Source organism: Pseudomonas sp. SC11, from assembly GCF_047039205.1.
In the GTDB taxonomy this organism is placed as follows: domain Bacteria; phylum Pseudomonadota; class Gammaproteobacteria; order Pseudomonadales; family Pseudomonadaceae; genus Aquipseudomonas; species Aquipseudomonas boreofloridensis.
Genome location: NZ_CP178183.1, coordinates 3596776 through 3616501, shown reverse-complemented (window position 1 = coordinate 3616501; position 19726 = coordinate 3596776). Strand labels below are relative to the sequence as shown.

Sequence of the window (19726 nt, the reverse complement as noted above, 5' to 3'; positions counted from 1 at the left end):
ACATCAAATGAAAGGTTTTGGACTGCGGTTGAGGGAAGAGCGTGAACGGCTGGGCATGACCCAGCGGGTATTCGGCGACATTGGCGGGGTCGAGCCCAACGCGCAAGGCAAGTATGAGAGCGGGGAGCGTACTCCGCGGATCGACTATCTGGCCGCAGTGGCCAGCAAGGGGGTCGATGCGCTCTATGTATTGACGGGTACGCGCACACTCGCGCCGTTGGAGTGCTTGAGTGCCGAAGAGAGCCGACTGCTGCGCGGCCTCAGGCAGTTGATGCCGGCCGATCGCGCCGCCGTCTGGCACTTGCTCGGTCGCCTGGTTGCGGACGGCCATTTGCAGGGGAGCGGCCTGCAGCGCAGAGGAGAGGGTCAGACTTATCTGCATGACGCGTTGCGCTAGGTTTGCGGTGAAATTTTTTGTTAAGGTGGCCGGATCCAATCGCCCCACTACGAGGTGTCTGCTTGATTAGGGTACTGGTGGTCGATGACCACGATCTGGTGCGTACCGGCATCACCCGTATGCTGGCTGATATTGATGGCCTGCAGGTGGTGGGCGAAGCGGACTCTGGTGAGGCAGCCCTCAAGCTGGCCCGCGAACTCAAGCCGGATGTAGTGCTGATGGACGTCAAGATGCCTGGCATCGGTGGCCTTGAGGCAACACGCAAGCTGTTGCGCAGCGATCCGGACAGCAAGGTGGTGGCGGTCACCGTCTGTGAAGAGGATCCGTTTCCTACGCGTCTGCTTCAGGCCGGGGCAGCAGGTTATCTGACCAAAGGCGCCGGGCTCGACGAAATGGTCCAGGCCATTCGCCTGGCCTTCGCGGGACAGCGCTACATCAGCCCGCAGATCGCCCAGCAACTGGCGCTGAAATCGTTCCAGCCGCAGGGCTCGCCGTTCGATGCGCTGTCGGAGCGGGAAATTCAGATCGCGCTGATGATCGTCGGCTGTCAAAAAGTGCAGGTCATCTCTGACAAGTTGTGTCTGTCCCCCAAGACCGTCAATACTTACCGTTATCGGATCTTCGAAAAACTCTCGGTCACCAGCGACGTCGAACTGACATTGCTGGCCGTTCGCCACGGTATGGTTGACGCAAGTCTGTAATCCCTCATGTCCCAACTCTTTGATGCCAGCGCGTTCCTGGCGACCTGCAGTGGTCGCCCGGGCGTGTACCGAATGTTCGACGCCGAGTCGCGGCTGCTCTATGTAGGCAAGGCGAAAAACCTCAAGAAACGTCTGGCCAGCTATTTCCGCAAAGCTGGCTTGGCACCGAAGACGGCTGCCCTGGTGGCGCGCATTGCCCAAGTCGAAACCACCATCACTGCGAACGAAACTGCAGCGCTCCTGCTGGAGCAGACGCTGATCAAGGAATGGCGTCCGCCCTACAACATCCTGCTGCGCGACGATAAGTCCTATCCCTATGTGTTTTTGTCCGATGGCGAGTTTCCGCGCCTGGGCATTCACCGGGGTGCCAAGAAGGCCAAGGGCCGCTACTTTGGACCCTATCCCAGTGCTGGGGCGATCCGAGAAAGCCTGGGTCTGCTGCAGAAGGCCTTTTCGGTGCGCCAGTGCGAGGACAGTTACTACGCCAACCGAACTCGCCCCTGCCTGCAATACCAGATCAAGCGTTGCAAGGCGCCGTGCGTGGGTTTGGTCGAGCCCGGTGACTATGCCGAAGACGTGCGCCATTCGGTAATGTTCCTCGAGGGCCGCAGCCAGCAATTGGGCAACGAACTCAACGCCGAGATGGAACAGGCCGCTATGGCACTGAACTTCGAGAAGGCTGCCGAGTTGCGTGATCAGATCGCGCTGTTGCGCCGCGTTCAGGACCAGCAGCATATGGAAGGCGGTTCAGGCGATGTCGACGTGGTCGCCGCCTTCGTCAACCCGGGCGGCGCCTGCGTCCATCTGATCAGTGTGCGCGGCGGGCGGGTGTTGGGCAGCAAGAATTTCTTCCCGCAGGTGGGTATCGAGGAGGAAGTTTCAGAAGTGATGGCCGCGTTCCTGTCGCAGTACTACGTCGGCAACGCCGAGCGCGAGCTGCCCAGCGAACTGATCGTCAACGTGGTGCATGAGGACTTCGAAGCAATCATCGAAGCGGTGCAGAGCCTGCGAGGCCGTGAGCTGAGCATCAGCCATCGGGTTCGTGGCACGCGTGCGCGCTGGCAGCAGTTGGCGGTCACCAATGCTGAGCAAGCGCTCAATGCCCGTTTGGCGAACCGTCAGCACATGGCCGCGCGCTTCGAAGCGCTGGCGCAGGTGCTGGACCTGCCGGAGGTGCCGCAACGCCTGGAGTGCTACGACATCAGCCATTCCAGTGGCGAAGCGACTGTGGCGTCTTGTGTGGTGTTCGGTCCCGAGGGCCCGATCAAGTCCGACTACCGCCGTTTCAACATCGAAGGTGTGACGGCCGGAGACGACTATGCCGCGATGCAGCAGGCCCTGACTCGCCGCTTCGGGCGCATCAAGGACGGGGAGGGTAAGCTGCCGGATGTACTGCTGGTCGATGGTGGCAAGGGTCAGTTGAATATGGCGCGAGAGGTCATGCAGTCATTGGCCTTCTCCGACCTCACCCTGCTCGGGGTGGCCAAGGGCGTGACCCGCAAGGCCGGTTTCGAAACGCTGTATCTCAACGATGCAGCCCACGAGTTCACCCTCAAGGGCGACTCGCCGGCGCTGCACCTGATCCAGCAAATTCGCGACGAGGCTCACCGCTTTGCCATCACCGGTCACCGTGCGCGACGCGGCAAGGCTCGCCGAACGTCCAGTCTGGAGGATGTGGCCGGGGTCGGCCCCAAGCGCCGTCGCGACCTGCTGAAACATTTCGGCGGCCTGCAAGAGCTGAACCGGGCCAGTGCCGATGAGATCGCCAAGGCACCCGGCATCAGTAAAAAGCTTGCCGAGTCGATTTATGCCAGCCTGCATAGCGAGTAGAATGCCGGGCTCAACCTGCAGCCAGTCGTATCGATGAATATTCCAAACCTGCTCACCGTTCTACGCGTCCTGCTCATTCCAATCTTCATCCTGCTCTTCTACGTGCCTTATCACTGGAGCTACGTAGCGGCCAGCAGTGTGTTCGCGATTGCTGCGGCGACCGACTGGCTCGACGGCTATCTGGCGCGTCGACTGCAACAGAGCACGCCTTTTGGTGCGTTCCTGGATCCTGTGGCAGACAAGCTGATGGTCGCCGTCGCCTTGGTGCTGCTGGTGCAGGTGCATGCCAACTTCTGGCTGACGCTGCCAGCGGCCATCATCATCGGTCGCGAGATCGTGGTCTCGGCGCTACGCGAGTGGATGGCCGAATTGGGCGCGAGGGCGCACGTGGCGGTGTCCAACCTCGGCAAGTGGAAGACTGCTGCGCAAATGCTGGCGCTGGTGATCCTTCTGGGCAATCCGCCAGTACTGACCTTCTGGGTCGCGTTGGGCTACGCGTTGCTGCTGGTGTCGGCAGGATTGACGCTGGTGTCGATGGTGCACTACCTGCTGGCGGCGTGGCCGCACTTGCGCGAAGGCTCGGAGCAGAAGTAAAAGTTTTTTTGAATCAAGGGGTTGACCTTCGCTGGCAGCTCGTTAGAATGGCGCCTATCACGACGCGGGAATAGCTCAGTTGGTAGAGCACGACCTTGCCAAGGTCGGGGTCGCGAGTTCGAGTCTCGTTTCCCGCTCCAAATATTGATTTTCAGGTTTACTCAAATCTGCAAATCTTCGAAAAAAGACGCTTAGGCGTCTTTTTTCATTTCCGTCAGAGCCACTTCGATCCATGGCCATCCGGGCTTTTCTAGCCCAGAAATGAGTCCACGAAATCCAGACTTGCAACGTGCCGGTTTGTTGATCTACTCCTTCAAAGCGCAACTATTCCGTTCTCGACATCCCTGACAGGCTGCACGATGACTGCAGCGGCTGTGTAGTCATCGACTTGTTAGGCAAAACCACCCCGCAGATACCCGGCGCCACACAATCGATGGCGCCCCGGGCTAATTTGTCGCCTCGCTTCCTGGTAACAGCAACCTAGCCTCCAGCAGGTAGCGCACTGGCCACACGTAGGCGATAGAACTGATTACCGTGCACCCCGTTAAGGTCGATCGAAACGGTGCACGACAGGTGACGCGACGCGGCCGGGCGATGCGGTTTGGCCTTCCAGTACCTGCCCACTGAGCCGCAGCTTCACCGCTGCCGTCCTAGCGGTGGCTGACTGGGACATTTTTCATGCGATTTGCCAATCAGAGTCACCTTCTATCAGCACGCCACCATGATCGGTGCGATCGCCTTGGCGGGCGACTGATTTCCCTTCTACGTGAAAGCTCGATGTCCCGGTCTGGATAATGGCGCCGCAACTAATGCGGTCCCCCACAAGCGCGGCCGCTCGGCCTTTCACAGTGAGGCTGGAGGTGCCGGAGATGACTTCGCCCTCGCCATGAAGGGGGCAATCATGTTTATGGCCGATCAGCACGATGGGTTTCACAGGGGATCTCCTTTTCGAGGGTCGAGGTTTCCACTTCGGTCTTTGGCTTACGCGTAGAGGTGCGTTTCTTTCTCTCTGGACGCTTGCCTGGGCGAGCAGCCCAGAGGTAAGCGTTTTCGCGCAACCGTTCTTGGATAGCCGGTGGGTAGTCATCAAGCGTGGTGAATGGCGGAACGGGCTTTCCGGGCAGGCCGGCTTCACGAATGATTTTTGGCCAGCGCGGTTTCCAGCACAGCATGAGGCTCAGCCAGTGACCGGTTCCGATGATCAGGAAGGCGGGGGAGATCAAGAGCAGGCCGATCTTGGTAATTCGGGAGGAGGTTCGAAAGTAGTGGGTCAGCCCTTCGAATTGAGGGGTGAAGGCTTGCCAGGGCCAAGGGAAGTGCGAGGTGATGCGGGGGCGTGGTAGACCCTCTGGCCCCTCATCCATGAAGCGGCGGATGAACTCCCATTCGGCTTGCAGTTCCGCGAAGTTGTTGGTGGCCTTGCCTACGTAGATGAATTCGGGATGAAGTGCGCCGGCGAATGATGCCGGCCATACGAGATCCAAAGGAAGGCTTAAGCCACCGGCAGTGGCATATTTTTTATCCGAGCCACTGGACGTGACGCCGTGCCAAGGGAGTGTGACGATACCGCCGCAGTATGATGGGCGATGCAGGTAGACTTGTTGTGTAGTGCGGTTGAAGCGTATTAGCAAGTGGCGGGATGTGAACATCTCGAATCGTGTGAAACGCAGTCCAAATTTTAGATAAAGCGCTAATGTACCTAAGCCCATGGTGAGGAAAAAGGACACCATGAAAAGCTGCTCACCATAGGGCTCGCCGTTGTAGTTGATTGATAGGCTGAATAAGAATTTTATGTCCTCTAACACAATAGCTATGTTTACTAATGAGTAAACTATGGCCGTGAGTGATAGTATACTTATCAGTCCTCGTTTATCTTCCCACATGCCATAGCGCATTTCTAGTATTTGCTCGTTGTAAATATAGACTGGCCCGCGACTTTTGGGGGTATTGCAAGCGGGTCTCTTAGCGTATTCGAGCATTTCTTGATTGTCGCTTTCATATAAAACTTCTTTTTTAACTTTTTTATGCTGCTTCTCAAAAGCATCACGCTCTTCTTTTGGATCAATATAAGCAAGCCATGAAAGCCATTCAACAAAATACATTATATGACCTCGCTAATCGCACTGAACAAAGCTTCAAGTTCTTCCGCATCCTCTGCGTAACCTGGGTGAGATAGTTGAAGGCGGAAGCAGCATTTTCTGCACCATTTCTCTAACGCATCTTCATCGAGAATCAGTAAAACGATGCTGCTAGCAAGCACGATAGTGCTCCCGATCCAGCTCAAACGACTAAGCCAAAGCATGGCAGCCCTGTTGGCTGCTAATCGCATAGATGATCTTGACAAAGTCGCGCTTGAAATACTTCTGCTTATAGTGGGTGAGCTAACCGACATCCAATGGAAGAACGCACTAGCCTGTGAAAACGCTATGCCTCCTTGTCCCACGAGTAGGGCGGAAGTGGCACCTATTCTAGTTCCATAAGCGGTTGCTAATATTGGTTTGGATTTGTTTTTCGCATCTATAGCATCGGAGACATCCCATGCCATACTGATAACCCCACCCACCGTCGCCAACCCAGCCCCCCACAGCCGATAACGCCCCAGGCTAACTTGCGCACCCCGCGCAGTAACGCTGTTCTCCCCAACACCTCTAAGCGTTACTTCAGTCCCCACTGCAAGTAGTTCCATCCCTGCAGCCGCACTGGTCAATGCGGCCGCAGTAACCTCACTCCAGAAGCGTCGATTCTTGTCGTCTTTCCGTCCTTGCAACAGCAGCAGTCCGGCCTCCAGCAGTAGTAGCGCACTGGCCACACGCAGGCGATAAAACTGATTGCCGTGTACCCCGTGCAAGGTCTCGACATACGCTCGATCGAGGCGGCGCACGACAGGTGCCGCGACACGACCGGCTGACGCGGTTTGACCGTCTAGCGCCTGCTCACTCAGCCGCAGGTTCACGGCTTGCTCGCCCAGTGAGGCGATGAGGTAAGTGCTCAGGCGTCGGTACAGCAAGCGATCGACGCTGCCCGGGGCCCCCACTGACAAGCTCTGTCGCCCCAATTGACCGAGCCAGGCCAACGCGCCGGCCGTGTTGGCAGGGCTGTGTTGCGCGAGCTGGTCTAGGTGGCTGTCCACCTGGCTGAAGTGTGCGGCGAGTTCCTTGGCTTGTTTGAGCGACGTATCCAGTTGCTGCCAATGATCGCCATCCGGCGGCAATGCAGCCAGCTTTGCGCGCGTTTGCTCGAGCACCTCTGCGGTCTCGTGCTGGTTGAAGACAAACGAGCGCAGTGCCAAGTTATCAGGGGAAATATTGTCGGCGTGCCACCATCGGGCAAGTAACGCTGCGCCGGCGGGCACGCCTTCGAGACCGACCACGCACAGCCCGGTCTGGTGTGCAAAGCATAGGCCGTTGGCGATATCGTTCTCGTCGTAGTGGGCAAGTGCGTTCAGCAGCTCGGAGGACTTCAACCACGCGAGGTGATCTGCCGCTCTGGACTCGGCCAGACGTTGTGCTTCAAGGCTCTGCGCATCGAACGAATCAAGGTGTTGGTGCATACCTTGTAGGTTCACCTGTGACAAGTAGCGCTCTTCGAAATGCTTGGCGAATTCGCCGCTTCTCGCACGGGTCTCGAGACTCTGCCTTTTCAGTTCGCTGGCGCTGTCGAGAATGGCTTCTTGGGTCTGCGCCCACCATTCGGCCATCTGCGGATGAACGGCCTGTTCGCTCGGGGCGAGATAAGCGCGCATCGCCTCTTTATGGTGATCGACCAGCGCGGCGACTTTGCGCTCAGTGAATTGCTGATGCAGTTCTGTGAATGCGTGTGCGACCAGAACCTTGCGCTCGTTACTAGGGCCGTCTTTTTCGGCGCTGGATTCCAACCAGTGCTTGAGGTGCTCCATGCCGGCGTTGCGCCAGGCGTTGAGTTCCTGAGTAATACCGATGGCATCCTCCACCACGATGGCGACGCCCCGTGCTTGAGGTCTATCGCCCAAAGGACCCAGTGCCTTCCGCGCCGCAGCCAGTGAGCTGATGCTGGGGGCACTGAATACTTGGGCGTCCAGCAGCGTGCGCAACGCGTCGTTGGATTCGGCGGCAAAGTCGGCGACAAGCTCCAATTGGTCATGACGGAGCGTGTAAGGCCTGGGCGTCGGACAGCTGGGACCGGCGAAGGGCGCTATGTTCAAGGCCGGTAGCCTGTCGCGTCGACGCAGCAATTGTTGCTGGGCGGCGATGGTCAAAGGGTCAGGGCTGTAGAACAGGCGCAGTTCAAGCAGGTCATCGAGGTCCTGAATCTGGAACGCCCAAGCCATGTTGCGAATGAAGGCCTGGAGGGTTTGTGTACCGGATGGTTGAGGCTCTGGATGTTCAGGATTGACGAGCGATAGGGCCCCGTTCGCGGCGATTCGATAGGGTAGGTGCAGACTGTGTCGCCCAGTGCTTTTGCGCTTTTCCATGACATACAGGAAGCCTTCGCGAAGCGGGCGAATGGCGTAGTCGGCATGGCGCAGCGCAGTGACGTGATGCGGATGACGCAGGTGTTCAGGCAGGGCAGGTAATCGTTGCCGCTGATGGGCACTGCCACCCACGGCGGCGTAGCGCAATGGCAGCACCGTAAAGGTGCGTGTGCAGTTGACCTCCGGCCCTTTGGAAAAAGGATCTTGCAACGCCTCGCAGTTCTGCTGGTTGATTTCTAGCAGCGTCTTCAGATCTAGCATGAGCGGTCCCTAGCGAAGTAACGGGTGCAGGTGTGTTTCAAGGCGTTGGGCAAGTGGCAGTCTTTGCTCAAGAGACTCTTTCATGGCCGCCTGCCAAATGGGGTCGAGCGTCAGTCTGTCGCCAAGCAGCGCTGAATAGGTGACGTAGGTGATCAAGTCTTGTTGTTCGATAAATCCTGTTTCTCGCGCAGCAGCGAGGTACTTGCGTACCCTGCCCAGACGTACACCGTGGCATTGTTCAGGTTGCCCACTTGCGGTCAGCGAGGGGTATGTCAGAAATTTTGTGTTCGGGCATAACATGAGCAAGAGGTGCATGTATGCCAACCAAGAAAAAACCCGTGCGTGACCTACCAAAAATCCCCAAGGAGCTGCTTGAGCAGTTCGGTGAGGGCCTGATGACTGCGGAGGCTATCGAAGATGCCTCTGCGGCGTTCAAGAAGGCGCTGATCGAACGGGCCTTGAACGCCGAGCTCAGTCACCATCTGGGGTATCTGCCGGGCGCGCAGCGCCCAGAGGATGAAACCAATCAGCGCAATGGCAGGACTGGCAAGACGGTTCTGACTGGAGAGGGGCCGCTGCGGCTGGATATCCCCCGTGATCGAGACGGTAGTTTTGCGCCCATTCTGATTCCCAAACATGAGCGCCGTTACACCGGTTTCGATGACAAGATCATCGCCATGTATGCCCGAGGCATGACCGTTCGGGAAATTCGCGCATTCCTCTCCGAGCAATACGGAACGGATGTTTCGCATGACTTCATCAGTTCGGTCACGGCCGAGGTGATGGAGGAAATCGGCGCGTGGCAACAGCGGCCGCTGGAGCCGATGTACCCGGTCATTTTCTTTGATGCACTGCGAGTCAAGATTCGCGAAGAAGGGCTTGTGCGCAACAAAGCGATTTACTTGGCGCTGGGCGTTCTACCCGATGGAACGCGCGATATTCTCGGGATCTGGATCGAAAATACCGAAGGTGCGAAGTTCTGGATGAAGGTCTTCAATGACCTCAAGACGCGCGGCGTTGAGGATGTGCTGATCGCCGTCACCGACGGCCTCAAAGGGATGCCAGAGGCGCTAAGCGCCGTGTTTCCGGCCACCACGCTGCAAACATGCATCGTCCACTTGATCCGCAACAGTCTCGATTATGCGGCGTGGGATAAGCGTCGTGATCTGGCCAAAGCGCTCAAGCCGATCTATCAGGCCATCAACGCCGAGGCGGCTGAGCAGGCACTGGATGCCTTTGAAAACGGCCCTTGGGGCAAACAGTACCCAACGGTAGTTGCGGCATGGAGAAGAGCCTGGGATCGAGTGATTCCATTCTTTGTCTTCCCGTCAGGCATTCGAAAAGTGATCTATACGACCAACGCGATCGAAAGCATCAATGCCCGGCTACGCAAGATCATCAAAACGCGCGGTCACTTCCCAACGGATGAGGCCGCCACCAAGCTGATCTGGCTGGGGCTGCGGAACATCACGGCAAACTGGGGCTCAGCGGCCCATGATTGGAAAAATGCGATGAATCAATTCGCGATTCTGTACGGAGATCGATTTATCAGGCCGACCTGGTAAAAGCATGGCCAGCCTGAGGGCAGGCCGTTATCGGCCCGCACACAAAAAATCTGACACTCTCTCAGCGAGCTTTTCAGTTGATTGGCGAGTTGATGTTCAAGCGGGTCTCCTGCCAGTGCCTCCCAGCACGCATGGTCTAGCGTAAGGTTTTTGAGTTCATCCGTTGCCGATCTGTCGCCACCCATCAGACAGCACCAGATTTCTTCATCGGCGTCTGGATAAGGCACCCACCAACTATGGATGGGCGCAAACCATTCGATGATTCCAGGCAGATCCTTACGTGCATGCAGCACACGCAGACATTGTTCGGTGTGATAGCGCAGTAAGTAGCGTTGGCCGTCAGGTGCCAGAACGGTGTTGGCTTGCGCCAAGTGCGTGGCTAACGCAGCAGCAGGCAACGCGCTGATGATCCAGCCGCAGATTGCATCGGTTGCGAACTCGCTCAACTCCCAGAAGAAATCAGATTGGCCCTGTAATGTGGTGTTGGTGGTGGCTGCATATAAACCAGTGCCGAACTGGCGCACGTTGCTGAGCTCATCCTGTTGCATCAGTGGACATAATATTCCGCGCTCCTGCTGTACCAGGTTTTCCAACTGGTCAATGCTTAATCGTGAAAGTTCGAGAACAGCGGAAAGTCGATAGTGTTCTGCTTGCCGTAGAGGACGGAATAGTTTTTCGACGAGGAGGTCTTTCATTTGTTCTCCCCTTCCATGCGAATGACATTACGACCTTCTGCAATGGCTTTCAGTAAACAGCTGATGCAGATAGGTTCCGCAGGCGCTGGCGCGGAACTAATGGTGAGGTTATGTGTGCTTCCTGTCGGGCTTTGTGCGACGGGGCCATTGATTTTGATTGCAACGGCGTCAAGCGTGATGCCGCTCCCATCGAGCCTCAATGTTGCTCCCGGAGCCTTGATGGTCAGACTGTTTGATACCTGAAACTCTATGACTTGCGTTTCTTGGCGAATCGCTTGCCCAGCCCTTAGCTCAACATGTCCAACCACCTGTTGCTCCAAGTGGCCTCCAATCTCTATCGAGTGATTGGCTGTGGTTTTGTCGCACCTGTTATTACCCACCTGCTCGGTACGGTCTTCTGCAGTTGTGATCATGCGATGGCGGCCAATTTGAAGCACGTCATCCCGGCCTATTTGACGATGATGGTCTCTTCCAACTTTCAAACTTTGATCGTTACCCACTTCCTCGTGTCGGTCATGACCAATGTTGATCTGCTCATCCCGCGCGACACGTTCAGATCTATCATTTCCAATCTGGGTAGTCTCATCGTGCTTGACCACATTGTTCTGATCCCGCTCGGCATGAATGAATACCTCTTGCCGTCCCAGTTCATCCTCGAAGCGCAGCTCGTTGAAACCATCCCCTTTGTGGGTCTGGCTCTTGATTGTCATGCGGGTCTTGTGTTCGGGCAGGTCATAGGGCGGCAGTTGATCGCCACAGTAAGTGCGCCCGGTAATCATGGGTTGGTCGGGGTCGCCATTGACGTACTGGATGATCACGTCCTGGCCGATGCGCGGAATAGCCATCGAGCCCCAACTGCCCCCGGCCCAGCCTTGGGAGACGCGCACCCAACAGGAGCTGAACTCGTTGTTCTCGCTCTCGCGATCCCAAGGGAAACTGACCTTGACCCGCCCCCACTCGTCGCAATAGATCTCTTCACCCTTCGGACCGACCACGGTGGCCATGTGCGGGCCGTCGATTCGCGGTTTTGCCAGTGGGGAGGGTCGCCATTCGGTCTGGCCGGGGACTAGTACGGCGGTCTGCTGATAGCGCGTACTCTGGTCGATACTTGTGGCTTCTTCCTGCAGGCTCGTGAGCTGGCTGCCCTTGTGAGTGACCGTGTTCACTCGCCAGTGGGCATTTAGGTCGCCTCGCGGGTGTCCGTTCAGCGTGAAGCTCAGGCCCGGTTGCAGGCGAACATCGTCACCCTCAACCTCCGCAATGCGGACATCGTGGCGCAGTGCCGTGATCCGGTTTTCGGTGAACGGCTTGCCAGCGGCATCGCGCTTGTAGCGGCCTGGGTAATCGAAGTATTCGTAGTCTTTGGATTGATGTTCCAGGAAGGGGCCAGCGGCTCTGTGCTCCTGTCGATAGGCAGGGTTGGTGAAGGTGTAGTCGCGCTGAACCTGGGCAGCGGTGCGCACCTGCTCGCTGTAGCGCAAGCGCCGAAGGCAGGGCATGGCTTGATCGCCACCACTGCTGGCTTGGTACAGCACGCTATCAGGGGCTACAGGCTCGTCGTTATCAAAGAAGCCCTCGTCTTCATCCTCGGGCTTGATGGCGCCATGACTGATTAGCCCGAGTGATTGCAGTCGATCGGTGAGGATCAGTTTGTGCAGCTTGTCACTGTGCACGAAGCGGTAGACAAAACCTTCCTCAGCAGCAAGACGAGCGATGAACGCCAGGTCCGTCTCGCCGGCCTGGACGCAGAACTCGCGGACCTGGTGGTCCATGCTGGCACGTATTTCGTACTGGTCGATGCCCTGGCGCTTGAGCATCAACTCAAGAATTTGCGGCACGGTCTTCTGTTGGAAGATACGCCAGTTCGAGCGCAAGTCGGCACGGGCCAGTTGTGGCTCAACCAGCGCGTGATAGTAAGTGCGATAGAAGCCACTTTCAGCCTGGCTGAAACGGCTGACCAGACCATGCACGTAGCGCACTGGGCGTTCACCTTCCCAGAGGGTGAACAGGACGGGCTGGTCGAGCAGGTTGCCGAAATCGATATCGTTGTCGTGGCTGACCAGTTGAAGTTCGAGCGTGAACGGCTGACTGAGGCCCTCGTTGAGGGTGAACGACACCACTTCGAACTGGGCGTTGCCAACGAGTGGATGGAAGCTGTAACGCAATTTAGATTGGCTAGGCATAAGCAATCCCTGTCCGCCGTCTGAGGTACGAAAGGCCCAGGCAGCGATGACTGCCAGGGCATTTCTGTTAAATCAGGCGATCGGCTTACGCCAGTCGTCGGAGCCCTCGGTGCCCGCGGTTACGTGGGTCCAAGAGATCTTGCGGTACGACAGCGATACCTCGATAAGCTGGGTAAACTCCGCGTTAGTCTTGTCTTGTGCATGAGGCAGCACCGTATTGATATCAACGATGGTTGCATCCTCCATCTTGGTCGTGAAGAAGTGCTCTTGCTTGCCTTCGACCGAGGTGCGGTACCAGTTGACTTCGACGGTAGGCAGCATTTCACCGCTGGCTAAGGCTTGATACATCAACGGTGTGGCTTTGTTCAGCGAACTGGTGAAGATGAACGGTTTATGCACCCGTTGTCCGGCGGGCTGACCGCTTTGCGGATCTGTGGGCACGGTCACTTGGTGCTTGATTTCCTGCACCAGAATCTCGTCTTCGTGGCCCTCGACAAACACATTGCCCACCGAGTCGGACGTGAAAGCGCCCGCGGTAATGTTGCCTTGGGTCTGGCCTTCGATCTTGATGTAAGCGGGTGTTGGCATGGCAGTTTCTCCTGCGTCCATGTAGATTGAGCACGCGCACAGGCGGTGGCGTGGCCATCGGGAACGATGGGCTTGTCAACGAAGCAATTGCCTCGTCAATTCGTTGAATTCCATTACGCCGGATGTCGGCTGACTACTGCTGCAAGATGCCGTTGAGCGATGCCAGCACCTCTGTGGTAATGAGGTGCAGGCGGTAGCTGTAGATGCTGTAGGCCACAGCCATGGCTGCAGCAGATATTGCCAGCGGGCTCCACCATGGCCATTGCCGGTTCATGCGGTAGTTGCGCGGGGCCACGTTGGTGTAGGGATCGCAGACGTGTATCGGAGCTGGGCCGCGTAGTTCACGGATGATCCCGTGCAGCTTGTGGATCAAAGCGTTCAAGGACTCATCGCCTTTCGGAGCGATGGCGTATTTGCCCTTCAGGCCTAGGCACAACGCGAAGTACATGAACTCCAGTACGTCGTGATAGCGCTTGGGTTCTTGCATCAGCCGAGCAAGCACCGTGAAGAGTTTTTCCCCACCCCAGGTTTCGTCGTGGAAGATGCTGAGCAAGGGTTCCTGACTCCAGCAACTGGCTTTACCCCATGGTCGTTCCATGACCGCTTCATCAATGTAGAGACATAGCCCGTACGAGTACGCCAGCAACTGAGCATGCTCGTAGCCGTGCTGGCGCACCTGCTCCCTGATGGTGTCAATCTGGTTGCGGACCTGCTGATACACATCTTTGATGTTGGGCAATGCATCAAGTGTCCGCAGGCGTATTACCAGACCGAACAGAGGTACGGCAGCATCCAGCATAGGATTGGCGTATCCGCCGCACAGTTGGAAGTCGGGGTCGGCGAAGTAGCTTTGAAAAGAAGTTTTTGCCTGCGCATTCGGGTCGGTGTCGACGGATGATTTCCTAGCTTCCCTACTTGCCTTGGCCATCGTGTCGAAGAGGCCGCTGTCGCCATCCTGGCTGACGTGAATAACATCACTCATCTCATTCACTCCTGATTGCCCAAAACTGCAGTTCGAGCCCGGGGAACTCGCCAGCGACATGGATACCGAACCCGGTCGAGGTCTTCATGTCCGACCATGCCGGACCGCGACGCTCCAGTTCGAAGTAGGTGAAGCCTGCATGGAAAGGCAGATCTCGAGGTGCCACGGGCAGTGCAAGCAATGGAATACCCGGCAGTTGCAGTGGCACTGCCTCGTTCAGTGACTCCAGCGCAACGACTTTTGCCTTTTGCACGAACATTTGCCGCAACGTGTCCGGTGGCAGATTGGCCCGGACCGCCAGGATGAAGTCCGCCTGGTCGATCAGGCGGCGGTCTTCCAGTAAGGTCGTCATTACGCCGTACTCCAGCGTCTGCAGAGGCAACGAAACGGCGCGCGGTTGTAGTACGGTGCTCAGCGCTCGGCGTAGGGTATCTTGCAGTGGTTTGAACGACGTGCGCAGCGCGGTGTGCTGATACGTAGGGTATTCCTGCGGCAGCCGGGTCTCGTCAGTGAAGGTGACGAACTCGCCACTGGCCTGGCTCATGCACAGATATAGCTGCTCGGGATGTGTCTGGCCTTGCCTGGCTAGGTGCTGGAAGCAAGGCCACCAGCGGTTCATGGCCTGCAGCAGGTTGAAGTCGCGGATGTCCGCGATACCGGACTGCCCAGAGGCGCCGATGCGGGCTGCTAGATTGCGTGCGCGTTCGCGCAGCGTGTGGGTGATCTCTTCCAGGAAGCGCTGCAGCGCTGGTATGGCGCGTACCGAAATGCTGGTGGGGTAGAAGCCTTCGTCCAACTGCAGGCTGCCATCGGGACGCCGCTCCAGAATCCGTGTCACGGCCAGGCGGGTGTAGGAACTGCTGTCATCGGCCTTGCGCTTGAGCTGAAAGTTGGGCACTGCCAAGTCGACCTGTACCAGGTCACCGTCCGCGCTGTGGGTGTCCTTGATCTCCTCGGCATGAGCGCTGTATCGGTAGTTGGCGGCGTTGCCTGGCCAGCTTACCTCTCGGCCACCTTCGGTGCGCAGCGGCAGGCACAGGTAGATCTCGCTGTCTTTCGCCCCGTCATCCTCGATTTCCAATGGTGGAGGGGGCGGCAGATCGGCGGGGATATCGAACACTGTACCATCCGGCATGATGCCCCGCGCACGGGTGATAGCGATCTTGCCCAGGCTGAGGTACTCGTCGTTCAACAGCAGTTCGCTGAACCCAAAGAAAGCTGCATTCAAGCTCCCTATGCGTTGGAGCAGGGCCGCTTCGCTGGCTCTAGCCGCCTGTTGAAAATGCTGCGGTTTGACGAACAGGCCTTCAGGCCACAGGACGGAATTGCGTGAACTCATGAGCGCTCCGTGTCAGCGTAATTAAGAAAGGAAGGCTGGGCGGGCATCAGTCTTCCTCTCTGAGCAGAACCTGCGTGTCGTTGAGCAACACCGACAGGATGATCTGGTGGCCGCGAGGGGAAATGCGCAGCACTTGGCTCCAGGTGGCGTTTTCCTTGTTGCGGTAGCCGGCGATCACCGCGATGAAGTGGGTTTCCGGATCAATAGGCGCAAAGGGGATGAACTTGAACTGGCCAGGTCGCAGCAGGTAGTCGTCATCACGGATGTAGGTGCTGCGCAGCGCCTTGGCCGGATCCTTTTCCAGCAGTTCGTAGACGCTATTGCGCAGGAGCGAGTCGTCACGCAGTTGCAGGATCTTGATCGCTATGGGTGTAGCGATAGGCTCGGCGGCCACGGTGGTGGTGTGGGGTAAGGTCAGGACCACGGCCGGGTCGTCGTAGCTGCCAGGAGTGCTCTCTTCCATGGGCGATCGCAGCAGGTCGTCGTCCTCGTCCAGAGGCATCGAGACCGGCGACATGGCAGGGAACTGTTGCTGGAGGTATTCGAACAAGGTCCCGACTTTCTCGGTCAAGGCGTACGGATCGCCTGCGCTCAAACTGACCGCGTAGGGGCTCGGTTCCAGTGCGTCAGGCTGCTCGATGGGCACCTCGACGCTGTGAGCGTTGCCGTTGAGTGTCGGGCTGGCGTTGATACTGAACGCGACCTGGGTGAGATGCTCCTTGGGTGGGCCTACGGGTACAGAGGGGTCCATGATCACTTGGCCGATTTTGCTCAGAGAAGTGCAACCGGAAACTCCGATCAACACCGTCAGCAGACCAGCAGAGAACGAACAACGGGTCATGGGTGTTTTCCCGTAATCAGGTGGTCCATCGGGTTTTCCTGTACAGGCGCTGCCACAGTGTCTAGAGCGACCAAGGGGTCTTTACCCATGTTCGATTCGAAGGCGGCACAGATTTCAACCGCAGCGTCACGGGTGACAGATACGGGCTGCCACGCTGGGGCGGGTACATCGAGTAGCCATTGATCAAGGGTTCTCTGGTCAGGGCTGAACAGGTCTTCCAGCGAGCGCACATCAGCTTGTGAAACTTGAGCTTGCAGCAGGCAAGCGCCAATGCGCAGTTGGTCACCTTCTAACAGCCGTCTGGCGGTGAGCGATCCCACACTCTCAAGGCTGTCATTCAGATAGGTGCGTTGGCAGCGGTCGATTACACAGAAACTGCCCTCGAACCAGCGAATCTCGCAGTGGATCGGCGCAACGTTCCCTTCACGATCATCAATCCGCCAGGTAGCCCCTGCGCTGCCAATAGTGCCGCCGGAGCAATCGAACTGATGTCGGGCAGTGACGTTGTGCCGCAGTTGTTCAAGGTTGGTGATGCTCAAGGTCAAGGAGCTCATGAGCGCCCCCGGAACCGTACAACCGGAGCGATCTGACCGTTGCGGTCATCAACGAAACTGGTCCAGCCCAGGTAGGCGCCCTGGCTGTTGTGCAGGCGAAAGGGCAGTAGGGCGTTCTGCTTGAGGCGCAGCTCCAGGTCGTAGGCCAGGCCATCGCGTAGCAGAAAGTCGATCAATGCACGCAGGCGATTGAAGTTGATGCCACTGGGCAACAGGTCGCGCAATTGATCCTGATCGAGTTCACTGATCACTATGGTGAACTTGCTGCTGCGAGTTCGTGTGCGGCTGCCGATCGTGAAGGAACTGCCCAGATTGCCATTGCTGCAACCCAGGCTTACCCGTTGCTGGGTCGTGGTGTAAACCGAGCGGGTTTCGAACTCTCGAATCTGTACCTGCTTGAGGTCGAAGCAGTGGGCAATGATGCCGGCGACGGTGCCTGGCGAACGGCTGCGACTGGCGATCACGCCGGCAAAACTGAGCAGTCGACTCCAAGGCAGTGCCGTGTCGCCGCGCAGCTTTTTGTCATTCAATCCAAGCAGGGCGAAGATATATTGGGAGAAGCCATCGCTGGCACCCGGCTGGAAACGAATGTAGTAGCGGTACTTGCGCCAGATGCGGTGTAACAGACTGAGCAGGTAGTGATTGAAGAAATCGAAGAAGGCCGGACGCACACCGATACCGTGCGCATGCTCATACGCCACCTGCTCCAGGTAGTAGGACGGCAACGGGGAGTCCGTGCCATGCAAGCCTATGAATGTGGTGCAGATGCGGTACCGGTCTTGCGCCGCAGGCATGCGTTCCGCTTTGTACACGTCCGAAATGGGAAAGGTGAGCCGCGGGTCGCAGCCAAGCCGTACACGCAGGCGGGTGGCTCTATCTGGCCAACGCGGTTCCAGATCATCCTCGTGCAAGCCGTGCAGGCGCTCCAGCAACTGGAAGAAGTTGTACTGATGTGCCTCGGCGAGCAACGTGTCGGCTAGATCAGCGGTTGCTTGCCGGTCTGGATTGGCCATGTGTAATGCTCATTATTGGTGATGTTGATCACTTCCAGTTGATGGAAGGAATTGATGCTGGCGTAGAGGGCGAAGAAGTGTGCGAGCACGCAACCGAATAGGTAGAGGTCGCCTTCGCAGAGGAACGCCGTCTGATCCAGCTTCAATCGTGTCCGCAGGCCACGAACGGGCTGTCCTTTGATCAGCCAGTCCAATGGCTCTGTTTGAACATCCTGGATGCCATCGAGGCGTTTGCGGGTGGTGCGTGTCTGCTGGATATCGTGCAACGCCGCGAAGTCGTAGGCCCGAATGATCGCCTTAAGCGCTTCAGCCGAAAGCAACGACAGATAGTTGAGTGACATGTTGGAAATCAGGACCCACTGCAGTTGGCCGTCCAACACCGGCCGATAGGGGCGCGTAGGGGCACAGATGTTGCTGTAGCTGGCAAGTGGAGGCGTGACCTCGGAGGTTACATTGATATCATCCACTGCCAGTGCCAGCGGTAGGTCGCGATTGGTGCAGGTCAGATCGATGGATGCGGTTTCCAGCTCGCCGATGTAAGCGTTGGCGTCCGCGCGCACAAAGGCGATGCGGTGCGTAACGCCATCACCGCGCAGGGACTGCTCGAGTGTGTAGCGGTAGTACAGTGCTGTGCGTCCTTGAGCATGTTCGATCTCATGAGCGAACGATTCGAAAGGGCGGAAGGTCCGCAGGTGTCCGCCGACAGTACCGTCGGTTGTCGTGCGGGTGCTGATTACCTGATCGACACTGAAGATCTCATAGGCATGCCGCTCGCTCCCCTTGGGCGTGAGCTCGACCTGAGCAGCCTTATTCGAAAGGTCGATTGGTTCCGCGCTGTGTGCGAATAAGTTCACCGCAGGTGTACAGCACAGGCTGAAGTCTGCTTCTGCGACATGCAGTAAGTCGGGCAACTGGCGGGTGAAGTGGAACTCCAAGCCCACGTGCTGGGCCACTTGATCAGGCCAGATCCTTTCCAGACCCGTTAGCGTGAAGAAATGGAAGCGCTCAGGAAAAACGAAGTATTCCTGAAGAATTCGGTAACCATCGAAGACGTTTTGCGGGTAGGGCAGTAAAGCCTCGTCTGGTCTGAAGCCTGGGAAAGCAAGGCTACTGGCTGGTAGTCGGCGAACTTCACCATTGATCACCACACTGACATATTTGAGGTACTGAGCGATCCAGAGATACAGGGTGCGGGCGGTCTGGGTGTCACCGCTCAGATGGAAGTCCAGGCTGTGGCAGCTCATGGTGTTCAACGGCCGCTTGGCCAAGGTTCGCAGGTCGAGCCGGACTACCGAACTGTCGAGTGTTTGGGTAGCGTGTACCTTGTCGATCGCGAATGGATGGATGTCCACTTCGGTACAGGTGCGAAACTCGCAGGGCACCCCATCCACAGGTTTGGAAAACAGTCGCGAACCCCTCGGTATACGCTGGGATTGACTGAGTGCCTGCTTGCGTGGCGTGAACTGAATGATCGTGGCGCTCGGCAGCGGCCGCAGGTAGTTGGGCCACAGCAGCTGCAGCATTGGATGCGTTAGCTCAGGGAGATCGTCTTCCAGCTTGAGCCGCAGCTTGGCGGTGAGGAAAGCGAAAGCCTCCATCAAGCGTTCGACATCCGGGTCGCTGCCACCCTTGCCTAGCAGTCGGGCAAGCTGCGGGTTGTCTTTGGCGAAGTCATTCCCCAGCTCATGGAGGAAACGCAACTCTTCGCTGAATCTATCCTTGAGCGACATGCG

General features: G+C 57.6%; 18 protein-coding genes and 1 tRNA gene. 6 read left to right on the top strand and 13 right to left on the bottom strand.

Annotated features, from left to right (window positions below; all coding sequences use genetic code 11):
• The first annotated feature begins 7 nt into the window (after nucleotides 1-7).
• From ACK2SD_RS16165 to ACK2SD_RS16145, 5 genes are all read left to right on the top strand, one after another.
• Nucleotides 8-397, top strand: coding sequence for a helix-turn-helix domain-containing protein (locus ACK2SD_RS16165; RefSeq protein WP_029613560.1), 390 nt, complete (start codon nucleotides 8-10; stop codon nucleotides 395-397).
• A 62-nt stretch (nucleotides 398-459) separates the two neighbouring features.
• The gene (uvrY, locus tag ACK2SD_RS16160) at nucleotides 460-1098 is read left to right on the top strand and encodes a UvrY/SirA/GacA family response regulator transcription factor (protein WP_039576693.1); all 639 of its coding nucleotides are present in this window, start codon (nucleotides 460-462) and stop codon (nucleotides 1096-1098) included.
• Nucleotides 1099-1104: 6 nt separating this feature from the next.
• Nucleotides 1105-2928 carry an excinuclease ABC subunit UvrC gene (gene uvrC / locus ACK2SD_RS16155; protein ID WP_412460308.1) on the top strand — a complete coding sequence of 608 codons (1824 nt, stop codon included), beginning with the start codon at nucleotides 1105-1107 and terminating at the stop codon, nucleotides 2926-2928.
• Between the two features lie 33 nt (nucleotides 2929-2961).
• Nucleotides 2962-3522 (top strand): CDP-diacylglycerol--glycerol-3-phosphate 3-phosphatidyltransferase, encoded by a 561-nt coding sequence (gene pgsA / locus ACK2SD_RS16150; RefSeq protein WP_039576696.1) that lies wholly within the window; start codon nucleotides 2962-2964, stop codon nucleotides 3520-3522.
• Between the two features lie 64 nt (nucleotides 3523-3586).
• A tRNA-Gly gene (locus ACK2SD_RS16145) sits at nucleotides 3587-3662 on the top strand.
• A 536-nt stretch (nucleotides 3663-4198) separates the two neighbouring features.
• Here ACK2SD_RS16145 and ACK2SD_RS16140 read toward each other — a convergent pair.
• From ACK2SD_RS16140 to ACK2SD_RS16125, 4 genes are read right to left on the bottom strand one after another with little or no spacing between them, the layout of a single operon-like run.
• Nucleotides 4199-4456 (bottom strand): PAAR domain-containing protein, encoded by a 258-nt coding sequence (locus tag ACK2SD_RS16140; protein ID WP_412460307.1) that lies wholly within the window; start codon nucleotides 4454-4456, stop codon nucleotides 4199-4201.
• Complete coding sequence (locus ACK2SD_RS16135; RefSeq protein WP_412460306.1) at nucleotides 4428-5624, bottom strand: DUF6708 domain-containing protein; 1197 nt, start codon at nucleotides 5622-5624, stop codon at nucleotides 4428-4430. The genes ACK2SD_RS16140 and ACK2SD_RS16135 overlap by 29 nt, the downstream gene beginning before the upstream one ends.
• Complete coding sequence (locus ACK2SD_RS16130; RefSeq protein ID WP_412460305.1) at nucleotides 5624-8233, bottom strand: T6SS effector BTH_I2691 family protein; 2610 nt, start codon at nucleotides 8231-8233, stop codon at nucleotides 5624-5626. The genes ACK2SD_RS16135 and ACK2SD_RS16130 overlap by 1 nt, the downstream gene beginning before the upstream one ends.
• A gap of 9 nt (nucleotides 8234-8242) precedes the next feature.
• Nucleotides 8243-8548: a hypothetical protein gene (locus tag ACK2SD_RS16125; protein ID WP_412460304.1), complete on the bottom strand. Its 306-nt coding sequence runs from the start codon at nucleotides 8546-8548 to the stop codon at nucleotides 8243-8245.
• Between the two features lie 2 nt (nucleotides 8549-8550).
• Between ACK2SD_RS16125 and ACK2SD_RS16120 the strand changes: the two genes are divergently transcribed.
• A complete protein-coding gene (locus tag ACK2SD_RS16120) occupies nucleotides 8551-9798 on the top strand; it encodes an IS256 family transposase (protein ID WP_412460071.1) in 1248 nt (415 codons plus the stop codon).
• Here ACK2SD_RS16120 and ACK2SD_RS16115 read toward each other — a convergent pair.
• The 9 genes from ACK2SD_RS16115 to tssF all read right to left on the bottom strand — a co-directional run bounded on the left by ACK2SD_RS16115 (nucleotide 9750) and on the right by tssF (nucleotide 19723).
• On the bottom strand, nucleotides 9750-10493 hold the full coding sequence (locus ACK2SD_RS16115) for a DUF4123 domain-containing protein (RefSeq protein ID WP_412460303.1): 744 nt from the start codon (nucleotides 10491-10493) through the stop codon (nucleotides 9750-9752). The genes ACK2SD_RS16120 and ACK2SD_RS16115 overlap by 49 nt on opposite strands.
• Nucleotides 10490-12676, bottom strand: coding sequence for a type VI secretion system Vgr family protein (locus ACK2SD_RS16110; protein ID WP_412460302.1), 2187 nt, complete (start codon nucleotides 12674-12676; stop codon nucleotides 10490-10492). The genes ACK2SD_RS16115 and ACK2SD_RS16110 overlap by 4 nt, the downstream gene beginning before the upstream one ends.
• Nucleotides 12677-12748: 72 nt before the next feature.
• Nucleotides 12749-13264 (bottom strand): Hcp family type VI secretion system effector, encoded by a 516-nt coding sequence (locus ACK2SD_RS16105; RefSeq protein ID WP_412460301.1) that lies wholly within the window; start codon nucleotides 13262-13264, stop codon nucleotides 12749-12751.
• Between the two features lie 133 nt (nucleotides 13265-13397).
• On the bottom strand, nucleotides 13398-14246 hold the full coding sequence (gene icmH / locus ACK2SD_RS16100; protein WP_412460300.1) for a type IVB secretion system protein IcmH/DotU: 849 nt from the start codon (nucleotides 14244-14246) through the stop codon (nucleotides 13398-13400).
• A 1-nt stretch (nucleotide 14247) separates the two neighbouring features.
• The gene (gene tssK / locus ACK2SD_RS16095; protein ID WP_412460299.1) at nucleotides 14248-15585 is read right to left on the bottom strand and encodes a type VI secretion system baseplate subunit TssK; all 1338 of its coding nucleotides are present in this window, start codon (nucleotides 15583-15585) and stop codon (nucleotides 14248-14250) included.
• Nucleotides 15586-15631: 46 nt separating this feature from the next.
• Nucleotides 15632-16426: a type VI secretion system lipoprotein TssJ gene (gene tssJ / locus ACK2SD_RS16090; RefSeq protein ID WP_412460298.1), complete on the bottom strand. Its 795-nt coding sequence runs from the start codon at nucleotides 16424-16426 to the stop codon at nucleotides 15632-15634.
• Nucleotides 16423-16980 carry an FHA domain-containing protein gene (locus ACK2SD_RS16085; protein ID WP_412460297.1) on the bottom strand — a complete coding sequence of 186 codons (558 nt, stop codon included), beginning with the start codon at nucleotides 16978-16980 and terminating at the stop codon, nucleotides 16423-16425. Before ACK2SD_RS16085 ends, tssJ begins: the two co-directional genes overlap by 4 nt.
• Nucleotides 16977-17993 (bottom strand): type VI secretion system baseplate subunit TssG, encoded by a 1017-nt coding sequence (tssG, locus tag ACK2SD_RS16080; protein WP_412460296.1) that lies wholly within the window; start codon nucleotides 17991-17993, stop codon nucleotides 16977-16979. The genes ACK2SD_RS16085 and tssG overlap by 4 nt, the downstream gene beginning before the upstream one ends.
• Nucleotides 17957-19723 (bottom strand): type VI secretion system baseplate subunit TssF, encoded by a 1767-nt coding sequence (gene tssF, locus ACK2SD_RS16075; protein ID WP_039576740.1) that lies wholly within the window; start codon nucleotides 19721-19723, stop codon nucleotides 17957-17959. Before tssF ends, tssG begins: the two co-directional genes overlap by 37 nt.
• Nucleotides 19724-19726 lie beyond the last annotated feature (3 nt).